Below are 13833 nucleotides of genomic sequence, written 5' to 3'. Positions count from 1 at the left end.
TTTAAATACAAAAATTAAGCAACTTACCCCTGATTTAGTCGATCAATTTTTATCGTCAGGCATTGTTAAATCAATGTCATCTAAATCTAAAGTCTCGATCTCATTTTTGGTTGGCTTATCCTCTGTGGGAGGATTTTGTTTTAACCTTTCTTCTGCAGCGGCCATTGCTTTAGCAAGCGTCTGTTTTTTGCGCCACACCACAACAGCAATAATGCCCAATAGGAACAACACACCATTGACCGTCACAATCCAAAATATCGCGTTGTCTTTGGCAATTTGCTCTTCTATCGCGGCTTGTGCAGCGGCCTGCTCAGCAAGCTCTTCAGCAGAAGGGCCAGGCGCTGGAGGTTCGATCAAATTGAAAAACATTTCAGGTAAATTAAAAATAACTTCGCGGCCACCGACGGCGGTTGTTACCGCTGTACCTTTCACCCGATAACTCCCATATTCAGTCACTTTAGGCAGATACAATATTTGTTCTGCACTGCTCATCTTTTGTAGTGTTATGGGCACTTGTAGGCCAGCTGGGCCGACAAGCTCAAATTCAAAGTGTGTTTCTGCGAGTAACACTTGGCTTTCATCAACCGATAACTGTATTTGCCAAATGCCTTTTAAAGGATCATTGTTGGGTACCATTTCGGCTTTAACTGGCTGTTTAGATAACACAAACGGCATAACAAATTCACGTTCAAATACATTGTTGCGCGCGGTCACCGTTAACATGTAATGACCCGTTGGCTGCTCTAAGTTATGAGCGCCAGTAAATACGCCATCATCAGGTGCTTCATCTAACTCTTCACCATTATCTTTATATGCACCAACAATGATTGTGCCTGTGGCAAAATTATCATCGCCTGCTCTATGTTGGCTGGTAAAACGTGATGTCCACTCAACCATATATTCTAAACCGGGCATCCTCATGGTTAATTCATCGCCTAATAATCGGGCGGTGACTTTAAGACGTTCCCCCTGAAAGAGCGGTTGAGGCAAAGGCTCTACTTCGATATCCAGTTTAGAGATTTTTTGTATGGTAGAACCGTCAGTCACTTGCCCAAGCAACTGCCAAGGCCCTGGCATCGGTTTTTCAATTTGGATCATATCGGCTGCAACGCCGTCAACCCATTTGACATGCTGTGGGTGACGAGTTGAATACCATTTACTGCCATCAGGTAAAACAACAACCACCGGAGCGGAACCATAATCACGCTGAATCACTAGGGTTAAACTGTCTACCATATGATCTATACGAAATCGGTTTTTAAGTTCAGCGGCTTGCGATGCTTTAACCGGTGCCCCTAACACCACAGATTGCCACGCCAACAGTGGGCATAGTAATAATAAACAAGCAAAGGTCGCACGGCGTGAAAGGCTAGCAGTCATAAAGGTGGATTTACCCTCTCCAGAGACATTTTCCAGACTTGGCAATGAGGTCAAGTCGTTGTTCGTGTAATACTAATTCATCGGCCGTAGCACCGACTACTTTAAGGTTAAACGCCGATGTATCAATTTTTTTTATACCACCCGCTTCCTGTCCTGCCTTCTCGTTAGACAAATTAAATTTAATTTGTCCGCCGGTCATAATTAAATACACATCGGCAAGGATTTCGGCATCGAGTAACGCGCCATGATACGTTCTGCGGCTATTATCAATACCATAGCGTTTACATAAGGCATCTAGGTTATTTTTTTGCCCCGGATGCAGCCGTTTTGCAATGGCTAAACTGTCTAAGATTGTGCAAATGTCTTTGGTTTTTGGCCCAACAGGATTGAGTTTTGCAAACTCGTGGTCCATAAAACTCACGTCGAAGTTGGCGTTGTGTGCAACAATTTCAGCACCATCAATAAAATCGATAAACTCTTGAGCTATTTGATGAAACCTAGGTTCATTTGCTACTCGTTCATTGGTAATACCATGTACTTGAATCGCTTCTTCATCAATCGCCTGACCAGGATTAATATACTGGTGGTAGGTACGGCCAGTTAAACGACGGTTAATGACTTCAACACAACCAATTTCAATAATTCGATGACCAACATAAACCGGACCACCAGCTTGATTCATACCTGTTGTTTCGGTATCCAAAATAACTTGGCGACTCGCACTTGAAATAATGTTCATAATTTTTACTCTTTAAGCCCTCGCCCTTTACTAAATTGAGTATACTGGCGCGATTATTTGACTATGGTAACAACTTGATGGCCGATCTCAAACAGCTGTATATCTTTACTGATGGATCTTGTTTAGGTAACCCTGGTTATGGCGGTTATGGTGTGGTGATGAAATACAAAAATCAGGTTAAGGAGCTCGCTGGCGGCTTTGTTCTGACCACCAATAACCGAATGGAATTACTGGCTCCTATTATGGCACTTGAAGCCTTATATGAACCTTGTAACATTATTTTATCAAGCGACAGCCAATACATGCGACAAGGCATTACCTCTTGGATCCACGGTTGGAAAAAGAAAGGTTGGATAACATCAACCAAGCAACCTGTTAAAAATGTTGACCTGTGGCAACGCTTAGATGCCGTCAGTCAAAAGCACATTATTGATTGGCGCTGGGTTAAAGGCCATGCTGGCCACGTGGAAAACGAGCGATGCGATACACTGGCAAGGCAAGCTGCAGAGGCAAAACCGACCCAAATTGATGAGGGTTATGTACCATAACGTGTCTTGGGCCCACTTACGAGTGCCAACCAACATCAAAGTGATAACCGAGTGTGCTTTACAGCCTACAGGCTGGTACGCCCAGCGGTAGGAGCGGTCGACCAATTGGGGGCACTGACTTTAGATTTATCTTTAATCGGTGTAAATGGCACAGTGATTTTACGGGCAACAATAACATAGACACTGCCAGTACTTGGTAACCAATTAGCTAAACTTTTTTGCCACCATGGGTGATGTTTGGTTTGTCTACCTACTGGACCAAGTAATGAATGATGCATTAAACGTTCATCTGCCAACACTTGATATCCAAGTAGTCCCAGCCAATCTTTTACCCTAGATGGCATGAAAAACTGTCCATTCCATGGCAATTTAGATTGATATTTAGGTAACATTTTTCCAACAAAGACGGGGCTGACCGGATTAAAACCGACAATAAAGACATAACCACTGTTGATCAACACTCGGTCAAATTCACGTAATATTTGATAGGGGTTCTGTTCAAACTCTAATAAAAAACAGCTAATTACGGCATCTATTGCGTGTTGTTGTAACGGTAATTGGTTAGGATCGGCTTGAATATTGGCCTCATCACCATCAAACAATGAAAAATGACGGGTAATTGAACAATGTAAACTGTTTATCTGGCTACTTAGCGCACCCACTTTGAGTAAGTGATAACCAAAAATGCGTGGCCACCATGGCGCAAGCGCAGTTTCAATCTCGGCTTGCAACACCTCACCAAAAGGTAAGTCATGCCACTGTTGTGGTACTAACCTTGAGTTAGTCACAATTTACTCCTCGGTTTATTATTCTAGATACCTTAAGTGGTTCAGCACTTGCTGTCATTCTGATTTATCCGTTACCCTAACAAATAATGTAGCCTCACTCGAGCCAGAATATGCTTAACGTACATACCATTCCAGCTTTTAATGACAATTACCTTTGGCTAGTTCATCGCAGTGACGATCGCAACGCTTATATCGTCGACCCTGGTTGCGCCAAGAGTGTTATCGACTATTTAGCCACAACGGATCTTAATTTAGTCGGTATTTTAATTACCCACCATCATAATGATCACACTGGTGGAATTAAACAGTTACAACAACATTTTAATCATAAACTTGAGGTTTATGGTCCAAGTAACGAACCTATTGAAGGGCTAACTCAGCAGCTCTCGCCCAATGCGGCTATTTACATCGACATACCAAGTTTGGGTAAGACACAGGTATTTGCAGTGCCAGGCCACACTCTCGGACATATTGCCTATTGCATCGACAATAAACTATTTTGCGGTGATACATTATTTAGCGGAGGTTGCGGCCGTTTGTTTGAAGGTACACCAAAGCAAATGCTTAAGTCGCTTAACTTGTTAGCTGCGTTACCCGATAATACCCAAGTATTTTGCGCCCACGAATACACCCTCGCAAATCTTGCATTTGCTCAACACGTCATCCCCCATAACAGCAAGTTGAACCAATACGCGTTAAAAGCGGCACAATTACGCTCACAAAATAAACCAACCATACCTAGCACAATTGCACTAGAAAAAGCGATAAACCCCTTCCTGCGATGTCATTTAAATGAGACTCAAGTCGCAATATCGAGCAAATATAACATTGAAAATATCGATAATATTCAGACGTTTACCATATTAAGAGAGTGGAAGAATCAGTTTTAATCCAACATGAAAACACTTTAATAAGACAAGCTAAATGTTTTAATCTACAATGCCAATCTGAACTAAAGCATGACCAAAAGAGTCTCATAGGCATTTGGTATGTTCGATCCTTAATGTAAAGGCCTGAGAACTTGAGGAAGTGTATCTTCAATGAAAGTAAATTTATTAATTATTGCCGGCACTATTGTGGCGGTAACGGGGTGCCAGACGCTCCAGTCTACAACATCACAAACAAATGATGATCAAGTCAGCACAGTAACAAAAGCCAAAAGCAAAAAATCTGCTAGCGTCACAATAGATGAAATAGAAGAACAAGTTGCTGAGGTCAATAATTTATGGCTGCGGATCAGTAATCAAATGAGTTTACCTGTTGTTGACAATGCCCTTGTTGCCCATTACAGACAGTGGTATCTCGACAACCCAAAGCATTTAGAAATCGTCACTCAACGTGCCAGCCCGTTTTTATACTATATTGTCGAACAACTCGAAGCACGTAACCTACCGATCGAATTAGCTTTATTGCCGATTGTGGAAAGCGGTTTTGATCCATTAGCGTATTCAAACAGTCACGCCTCAGGTTTATGGCAATTAACACCACCAACCGCACTCTCTTTTGGCGTAAAAACCAACTGGTGGTTTGATGGTCGTCAAGATGTTGCCTCATCAACCAAAGCGGCATTAGACCTATTGCAGTATTTATATCCTAAAATGGAAAATAATTGGTTTTACACCATTGCAGCCTATAATTCTGGCGAGGGGCGTTTATTGAGCGCCATAAAAAGTAATCAGGCGCGGGGTAAATCAGCTGACTTTTGGTCATTAAGCTTGCCTAAAGAAACGGCGCATTATGTCCCGCAATTGCTGGCCTTAGCCGATGTGATAAAAAATGCAGAAAAGTACGGTATCACTCTCGCGCCAATTGAAAACGCGCCACAAATTGAAGTCGTTAATATTGAAAGCCAGCTTGATATCAACTTAGCCGCTGACTTAGCTCAAATCGATATTGTTGACTTAAAAGCGATTAATCCAGGTTTAAAACGTTGGGCAACAGCACCACAAGGCCCACATCAACTTATCGTGCCAAGCGATAAAGCAGCAAGTTTTAAACGTGCATTAGCCACTGTAGAGCCTGACTCTCGCATCAATTGGGTACGCTATAAAATCAAATCTGGTGACAGCATCAGTCGCATAGCGGATCAATTTGAAACCACAGCAACGTTAATTCGTAGCAGTAATGGTATTAAAGGCAACAATATTATTGCAGGTAAGTTTTTAATTATCCCTGTGGCAGCTAAAGATCCTGATTTAGCGACATTGTCAGCAGATCAAATCCTAGCCCGCAAAAAAGTGGTTAAATCGAGCCAGAATAAACAGTCTTACACCATTAAATCCGGTGATTCATTATGGAAAATAGCTCAATCACAACAGGTGACGGTAGCTCAATTAATGAAATGGAATAACCTCAAGCAACAATCTACTTTAACTGTAGGTAAAAACTTAGTTATTTACCCAAATGAAATTGCCACAAACAATACCGGCACAGAAAAAACCATCACCTATCGTGTGCGTTCAGGTGACTCTTTAGCGCGTATAGCAACGAAATATAATGTCACTGTTGCCGAGTTAATTGAATGGAACAGTTTACAAAACAGTAGACTCATTCAACCAGGGCAAATCTTAAAACTGATCATGACTAATTCTTGATCCACGGCTAATAATAAAAAACGGACAAGCAATTACTTGTCCGTTTTTTTATGCTTTTTTCGCAAAATCTGAGCTACATAACCTGAGCTCGGGATAATAAATGCCTTTCAAACAGTCCTTTGCCCTGCTCACTGCGTTGAATCGACTTACAATAGGCTAGCTATTGACGCGTCAATTCGCCTTGTTAGCAGAACAAATGACAAGCTTGAAAGTGAGAATGGGTAACGTGTTGATTTTAAATAGTATAAGTTCATCCCTTATCCCGAGCTCAGGTTACATAATGCAAAATACAGTGTGGATTAGCAGGACTTTAGCGATAGCTGACACCCTGGCTGGTTAGCATTTCTCATCACCTGGTTAGCAATGTTGAAAGTAACACACTCGCTGCAACCTCTGCCTTATGCTGAGCGAGTTATCCGACGCACTTTCTGGTCACTGATTTATGTGTTGTGCATTGCATTGTTGTGAGGTGTGGTGTCCCGCGCCTTAATAGGCTCGATACGACACCACACTAATGCATAACAGTTTCTCACGCTCCTTTAAACACCCAGTTTTTTTAATAAACTGTCTTTAAGCTTTTCTTTTGCTTTATCTGCTTCATCTTTAAATTGACCTTCTAACAGTGCTTTAGTGTCAAGGCCAAACTTAGGGGCTTGAAAGGTTCCTTTAATCGTTAATGGAATATCAACGCCCTTAAGCGACTCATCAATCTCGCCACCTTGCCCTGCAAGCGAGCCAACCACACTGGTAGTTAGTGTGTAATCGAGCGCTTCTGAAGCAATATTAGCAGTGCCCTTGCCTTTTAAACGGATTAATGGCGCAGCCATTGCTAAATCAGGGTTTGTGACAACGGCGTCTTTTAAAGTAAAGCTGCCGGTTAAACTGGTAAAATCGGTTTTAAGTTCCTCTTTACTGTCGGCAGACAAGTTACCCTGCAACTTTTGTTGGGCACTGCGGATCATTTGCGGAATATTAACACCGTACAATGAACCATCACTCACCTCAAATTTGCCCACCGCATCAAGGTTCTTTTTCACGTTATCGGGGATCAAGCTTGCACCACTGCCTTTAACTTCAAAACTGGCTAGCCCAGAAAGTAAATCAATCTCTGCCGCATCCATTAACAATGGTCTAATGTTGACACCAGTCAGCTTTTTATCAAATTGATAACTAGGCAGGGATTTACGCCCATCAAGTTTGGCACTCAAGGCCAGTTTGCCTTGATAAAGATCAGCGGTTAATTGCGATAACGTTAACACGCCTTTACTGATGGCCATGTCCATTAGCCAGTTTTGAGTCAACATGTTATTCACTTTGATTGATTTTGCCGTTAACTTAACCGTTAAATCAATTGCACTGAGTGCTGATAAATCAGGTTCAGTATTGGACACTGTGGCAACTTCTGTTGTTGCCTCCTCACTTGTTGCTTCTTTTGGCAATAGCGCATCAACATCAATGTCTCCTAGTGCTAAGTTCATCGCTACCTTAGGGATCTTATTGGCATAATTAACCTTTACATCTCCTGCTGCCGCAATATCTAAAGCAGACAATTTGGTGAGTTGTAATTCGATGGTTTTAGTCTCTAATGCCATCGCGACTTGCGCCGTCATTTCAGCTGTGAGCGTTTTGTTTGGTAAACTGTCACCGTTAGCCTGATGGCTCATGGTAAAGTCAGTGATAGTGACATTGTTAAGATCTTGGGCAACTTGAACTTGACCTTTGCCAGATGACATAAGGGACATATCAGGTAACGTGGCCGAAAACTCATAAGCAAAATCGGCTAATTTTCCTAAACTAAACTGCTCCAAGGTAAAGCTTTTTAAGCTAAATGTTTGCGTAGTATTACTCGCCACATCAATCACATTAACAGTACTATTGGTTATCGAAATGCCGCCAATATCCAGAGTTTGCAACGAATTAGCCTTGGCATCGCTCGTTTGGGAGTCAACATGAGTTTCAGCCGTGCTGCTATCATCCATTAGGCCGTCAAAACTTGTTTTACCATTTTTTTGGGTGACTAAATTTAAGGTTAAGCCATCAAGCTTTAATAAATCGACCTCAATTTGTTGACTAAATAATGGCATGAGCGCCACATTGGCAACCGCTTCGTTAACATCAAGCATTGATGCAGGCGTAAAATTCTCAGGATTTGACAGTGTGATCCCCCCAAGCTTAATGCCTAAAGAGGGAAAAACACTCCAACTCAAATCGTCGGTAATGTGTAAATCACGCCCGGTTTTCTTTTTAACAGCGTCGACAATTTGCGGTTTAAAATCATTAAGGTCGAAAAACATTGTTAGGTAAACAGTAATGCCTACAACCAGTGTTAGCATCATGGCCAACAACCACTTCACGAGTTTCATTCTTGCTTCCTTATCTCAATTTTTTCTAAAGTAATACAGACATATCTAGTGCTTTTTGACTCACGGCAATGCCATTAAGGTCGGCATAAATCATCATGCCAGGTGTTAGGCTTACCCCTGCAATTTCAATGCTGACATTGACTTCACCTAGCCCTTTTTTGTCTGTTTTTATCGGATTGGTGCCCAAGGCTTGAACCCCAATATCAAGGGTGCTGATTGTGCCCGCGTCACGAACACAGCCATAAATAATGATACCTTCCCATCCGTTTTCAACAGCGTTAAGCGCTATCATGTCACCAAGTAATGCACGTCTTGTTGAGCCACCCCCATCAACCACCAACACTTTACCGTGTCCTTTTTTGGCCAATTCTGACTTCACCATTGAGTTGTCTTCAAAACATTTAACCGTGACAATTTCGCCATAAAATAATGGCTTAGCACCATAGGTACGCCATGGAGCCGACAATAAAGTCAAATCATTTGGGTAGTTATCGAATAAGTCAGGTAATAGATCTTGCATAAGTCCTCCTTGAGTATCAAAATCTCAGGTTACTGATAATTATGTGTTTCAACAAGTATTGTTAATTATAGGTAATCTTGAGAATGCTTTTTGCGCAATTTAGCATTTCAAAGGTGACTTAGCAGTGAAATATGAATATAATCTGACAAAATAATGTCGACCATCATACTTATGAGCAACGATTTAAACTTACAACAAATGATAAATGCATTTGACGAATTAGATTTCGAGAAACGCACGACGTCGAATCTTGAAAATGCACGTAATAAGCAACAAATGACTGCTTACATTAATTCATTAGATTACAGTTTGCGCCGTTTGTTGATTCTCCAAGAGTCTGTTAATGAGATCGTAGAACAAAAACAGTCTGATCTTATTAAACAAGAACATATTCAAACTTATAAAACCAAAATTATCAATTTGTCACGCCAATATAACATTTCATATCAAGACGTGATTAATATCATGGTTCAGCTTGCTAAATAAAAATGAGTAATAAACCGTTAATCAGTTTTATTTGAGTTGTATAAGATAACTTATTTTATCGACTTATTCTTGTTTATCGTCAGTTTGTGTTAATACGGTATTAACACAAACCTCGTTTTTCAAAACATCGTCACTATTACCATTGCGAATTAAATTGCGTATTAAATGTGTATTAGATAAGTGATAACACGCCTCAGAAGAACACCCTAGGCGCTTTATAAAAAGAGCAATCATAACTGCATAGTGATGCCTTTAACTAAAAACGCTGAACACATTCTCACTGGTTAATGAGTATTATATTTTAAATTGTTCTATTTGAGTGTCTAAGCTTTGTGCTTCTTGTACTATTGCGACACTGCCTTTGCTAATTTTTTCGTTTTGCGATCTATTTTCTATCGATAGCTCATTAATACGTGTAATGTTTACATTGAGTTCTGATATCACTGCATTTTGCTCTTCTGTGGCACTGGCAATTTGAATATTCATTTGCGATATTTGTCCAATCGATTGCTTGATATTATTTAAAGCAGCCACCACTTTTTGGGTGTCGTTAACCGTTTCTGTAGATTTGTTTTTTGCCATGGCAACAGACCCATTAACAGAATCAATATCTTTTCTAATGGCGTCGATAATCTGATTAATCTCGTTGGTGGATGCCTGCGTGCGACTTGCCAATGTTCGGACTTCATCGGCAACCACAGCAAAGCCTCGGCCAGCTTCTCCAGCTCTTGCCGCTTCAATTGCAGCATTTAAGGCCAATAAGTTAGTTTGCTCTGCAATACCGACAATCACATCTAAGATTTGCCCTATTTTACTTGAACTCACTTGTAAACCTTTAGCGACATTTTCTGTTGATGTTAATTCAGTTGAAAGCTCGGTAATTTTCCTCATCGCATTATCAACAACATTTGCAGAGATGTCGGCTTCACGGTCTGCCTCATGGGTGCTATCTGCTGCTAACTTAGCATTTGATGCAACTTCTTCTGCTGTCATCGACATTTGATTAATTGCCGTAGCAACGTTTTCTGTTTCTGCTTGAGCATTAATTGAAAATTGTTTCGCAGATGCCGCCACCGCAGACATCTCTTGCGCCAAACGACTCGATTCGTTTACAGACTCTCCCACCGATTTTATGAGTTTTTGGATTTTACTGGTAAACACATTAAAGTGATGTGCTATGTGTTTTAATTCGTCATTGCCCTCTTCTGATAAACGTAACGTTAAATTACCCTCACCTTTGGCAATATTTTCAAATGCATTAATGGTTTCTTGCATAGGGACCGAAACACTACGAATAATAAAATATAACAATGCAATAACGGGCAACCAAACCAACACAAGAAGCAATAAATAGTCACTAATAAATTGTTGTTTATCCGTTTGAATATCATCAACATAAATACCTGTACCGATAATCCATCCCCAAGGTCTAAAACGTTTAACCACAGACATTTTAGGGCTGGGTTGATCTTGCTGAGGTTTATTCCACATATAATCCACCCGAACCGCATCTGCAGACTCTGTTCCTTGGATCATCAATTCAAATAATGCGACACCGTTTGGGTCTTTCATTCCTCTGACACTGGTATTCACTAACTGTTTGGCAAATGCATGCTGGATCATCGTACCCTGGGTATCAATACTAAAATAATATTCATTACCCGAATAACGCAGCTTATCTATGGCGGCCAGTGCAAGTTCTTTTGCGGTTGCTTCAGGTAACAATTGTGATTGGCTATCTTGATAAAATTTATCTGCAATGGTGACCGCAGCATCAACCAGTGCATGTAACTTGGCCTCCTTCTCGTCGACCAACACAGTCTCGACTCGATTAAGAGAAAACCAGAAAACGATTAATGTGGCGCTAATCGCAAGTGCTAACATCCCCATTAATCTGTTAGCAATTGATGTTTTACGAAACAACAGATTTAACATGTTCATGTGTATACCATCTCTTTTGATTTTTATTGATGAACAAACACTCGCTAGAGCTCATATATCGGCAAACTAACACTGACATTCATTGTTTTTTATCCACTTATCGTGTTATTTACAGTGTAGGTGATGTGTATTTATTCATCAAAATACTTTTACATTTTACTGTTGTTATATAGGTGAATTTTGCACCGCAATTGTAATGTGCTGGCGCAACCAGTTTAGCGCGGGGTCATTTTGTGTATTGCTATGCCAGTATAAATGAGTATCAATATCTGATAGTGAAAATGGCAGTGGATAGATTGCATGATTAGAAGATAAAAACTGCTCTGCAATTGAACGTGGCAAAGTGAGCATAAACGGTGAACCTGTAACGATTTTGGCTGCGGTTTGATAGGTTTGACATCGGTACTTAATTTGACGATTTATCCCTTGTTGTTGTAATAGTAAATCTTCCATTACCCTGCCTGTTGGTCGACTTGATACCGCAATGTGCTGCGCGGCAATATAATCAGCTTGGCTTAAACAACCATGCTCAAACGCGTGCTGGCGTGGATCAACCAATACACAAAATGGATCTGACACTAATGCCGAGTGCATTAAAGGAGCATTCACCGCTCTAGCCACATCAATGACCAAATCAACTTCTCCGTTGCTCAGTTGTCTCGCTATATGCTCCCGAGAAAGTGCGACACTGGCAATATGTGCACACGGAATAAGCCTAGCCAAATGATTAATCATAACAGGCATAATTTGACTCTCTAACGCCTCATGAATTGCAATATTAAATGTTTGCTGAGTCGTTAATGGGTCAAAATCACCACATTGCTGCAACACTTCTCTAATGTTGTTTAACGCATTTATCAATTGTGGTGCCATACGCTGGCAAGCCGCGGTGGGAAGCATTTGCTGACCTTGACGTACAAACAGCGGATCATTTAACACTAGCCGTAATCGTTTTATGGCGTGACTGACTGCCGATGGCGTAATAAAAAGCGACTTCGCTGCCAGTGTCATATTTTGTTCACGATATAACGCTTCAAAAATTTTAAGCAAATTTAAATCAAGTTGTTGAATTGCTTTTGTATCTGCCATAAGAGCCTCAGTCAAAATGGGTTATCAAGCTATGATTCACATTCATAGTAGGCTATCACTTTATTTCATTTCATTCATTTTTGATACTAGGCTATGCTGACAACATCAAGTACGAAATCCCCTTAATCTCCTTTGAGTATTGAGATGATATAGGCATAGAGATGAATATTTACGCGACTGAAAAATCACAACATTATCTTGCACAAGTCAGCACATTTATTAATGAGAAAGTGCTGCCCATTGAAACTGAATTGCTCAACCAAAACAGAAAACTAAATCACAATAGTGATTGGACTCAATGGCAATTAATACCGCAAATAGAAGCCCTTAAAGAGCAGGCAAAGGCAAGCGGATTATGGAACTTGTTTTTGCCAGACGCCACCTATGGTCAAGGACTAACTTGTGTAGAATATGCTCCATTAGCTGAAGAAATGGGCCGTTCAATGCTAGCGCCAGAGATCTTTAACTGTAACGCCCCCGACACCGGCAACATGGAGGTTCTTTACCATTTTGGTGATGAACATCAACAAAGCCAGTGGCTCACGCCTCTACTCAATGGCGAAATACGCTCAGTGTTTGCTATGACAGAACCTGACGTTGCATCGTCTGACGCGACAAACATGCAAGCAACCATCATTGACGATGGAGACGATGTGATAATCAATGGCCGTAAATGGTGGTCTACAGGATTAGGTCATCCAAAGAGTAAAGTCATGATTTTTATGGGACTATCTCACCCTGATGCGCCAAAACATCAACGTCACAGTATGGTATTGGTGCCGATGAATACTCCTGGTGTCAATATCAAGCGTATGTTAACCGCCTATGGTGACTACGATGCTCCCTATGGCCACGGTGAAATGGAACTGATTAATGTTCGAGTGCCTAAAAGTCATGTGATTATGGGGCTTGGAAAAGGCTTTGAAATAGCCCAAGGTCGCTTAGGTCCTGGACGAATTCATCATTGTATGCGCGCAATTGGCGCTGCTGAACGCGCCTTGTCGTTAGCCATAGAGCGTGGCTTGTCACGTACTGCTTTTGGGCAACCCATCATTCAGCTTGGGGGTAATTTAGAACGTATTGCTCATGCACGTATGGCAATTGATCAAGCTAGGCTATTAACCCTCAATGCAGCTTGGAAAGTTGATAATCAAGGCATTAAACATGCCATGACAGAAATATCTGCCATTAAAGTTGTCGTGCCTAATATGCTAACCCAAGTGGTTGATATGGCGATTCAACTTCATGGTGGTGCGGGTATGAATCATGACTCGCCACTGGCAGGGTTTGCAACCATGGCACGCAGCTTACGCTTGGCAGACGGACCTGATGAAGTACACACAGCCATGGTGTCACGCCTAGAAATGGCCAAATATAAATAAGGT

Annotated in this window: 12 protein-coding genes; 5 read left to right on the top strand and 7 right to left on the bottom strand. The window is 41.2% G+C overall.

The genetic code is table 11. From position 1 onward, the window contains the following. Positions 1-42 precede the first annotated feature (42 nt). Entirely contained in the window at positions 43-1380 is a 1338-nt protein-coding gene (locus L2703_RS14285; RefSeq protein WP_248971753.1) for a TIGR03503 family protein, read from the bottom strand. 10 nt (positions 1381-1390) lie between these two features. Then, positions 1391-2119, bottom strand: a complete 729-nt coding sequence (gene dnaQ, locus L2703_RS14280; RefSeq protein ID WP_248971752.1) for a DNA polymerase III subunit epsilon — start codon at positions 2117-2119, stop codon at positions 1391-1393. Between the two features lie 77 nt (positions 2120-2196). Here dnaQ and rnhA point away from each other — a divergent pair, with 77 nt between their 5' ends. Beyond that, a complete protein-coding gene (gene rnhA / locus L2703_RS14275; RefSeq protein ID WP_248971751.1) occupies positions 2197-2667 on the top strand; it encodes a ribonuclease HI in 471 nt (156 codons plus the stop codon). A gap of 65 nt (positions 2668-2732) precedes the next feature. On the opposite strand, the gene L2703_RS14270 is transcribed toward rnhA, so the two are convergent. After that, positions 2733-3455, bottom strand: a complete 723-nt coding sequence (locus L2703_RS14270) for a class I SAM-dependent methyltransferase (RefSeq protein WP_248971750.1) — start codon at positions 3453-3455, stop codon at positions 2733-2735. Positions 3456-3565: 110 nt separating this feature from the next. Here L2703_RS14270 and gloB point away from each other — a divergent pair, with 110 nt between their 5' ends. After that, positions 3566-4345, top strand: coding sequence for a hydroxyacylglutathione hydrolase (gene gloB, locus L2703_RS14265; protein ID WP_248971749.1), 780 nt, complete (start codon positions 3566-3568; stop codon positions 4343-4345). Between the two features lie 150 nt (positions 4346-4495). Next, positions 4496-6049 carry a lytic transglycosylase gene (locus tag L2703_RS14260; protein WP_248971748.1) on the top strand — a complete coding sequence of 518 codons (1554 nt, stop codon included), beginning with the start codon at positions 4496-4498 and terminating at the stop codon, positions 6047-6049. Between the two features lie 539 nt (positions 6050-6588). On the opposite strand, the gene L2703_RS14255 is transcribed toward L2703_RS14260, so the two are convergent. Both L2703_RS14255 and L2703_RS14250 read right to left on the bottom strand, forming a co-directional pair. Next, the gene (locus L2703_RS14255; protein ID WP_248971747.1) at positions 6589-8412 is read right to left on the bottom strand and encodes an AsmA family protein; all 1824 of its coding nucleotides are present in this window, start codon (positions 8410-8412) and stop codon (positions 6589-6591) included. A 25-nt stretch (positions 8413-8437) separates the two neighbouring features. Continuing rightward, positions 8438-8932, bottom strand: a complete 495-nt coding sequence (locus tag L2703_RS14250) for a putative 4-hydroxy-4-methyl-2-oxoglutarate aldolase (RefSeq protein ID WP_248971746.1) — start codon at positions 8930-8932, stop codon at positions 8438-8440. Between the two features lie 171 nt (positions 8933-9103). Here L2703_RS14250 and L2703_RS14245 point away from each other — a divergent pair, with 171 nt between their 5' ends. Continuing rightward, the gene (locus L2703_RS14245; protein ID WP_248971795.1) at positions 9104-9418 is read left to right on the top strand and encodes a hypothetical protein; all 315 of its coding nucleotides are present in this window, start codon (positions 9104-9106) and stop codon (positions 9416-9418) included. 294 nt (positions 9419-9712) lie between these two features. Here L2703_RS14245 and L2703_RS14240 read toward each other — a convergent pair whose 3' ends face one another. Both L2703_RS14240 and L2703_RS14235 read right to left on the bottom strand, forming a co-directional pair. Continuing rightward, on the bottom strand, positions 9713-11359 hold the full coding sequence (locus L2703_RS14240; protein ID WP_248971745.1) for a methyl-accepting chemotaxis protein: 1647 nt from the start codon (positions 11357-11359) through the stop codon (positions 9713-9715). Positions 11360-11524: 165 nt separating this feature from the next. Beyond that, entirely contained in the window at positions 11525-12448 is a 924-nt protein-coding gene (locus tag L2703_RS14235; RefSeq protein ID WP_248971744.1) for a LysR family transcriptional regulator, read from the bottom strand. Between the two features lie 161 nt (positions 12449-12609). Here L2703_RS14235 and L2703_RS14230 point away from each other — a divergent pair, with 161 nt between their 5' ends. Next, complete coding sequence (locus L2703_RS14230) at positions 12610-13830, top strand: acyl-CoA dehydrogenase family protein (RefSeq protein WP_248971743.1); 1221 nt, start codon at positions 12610-12612, stop codon at positions 13828-13830. The last annotated feature ends 3 nt before the right edge of the window (positions 13831-13833 follow it).

Source organism: Shewanella basaltis (assembly GCF_023283885.1).
GTDB classification, from domain to species: Bacteria; Pseudomonadota; Gammaproteobacteria; order Enterobacterales; family Shewanellaceae; genus Shewanella; species Shewanella basaltis.
This window is presented reverse-complemented; position numbering and strand designations above follow the sequence as displayed.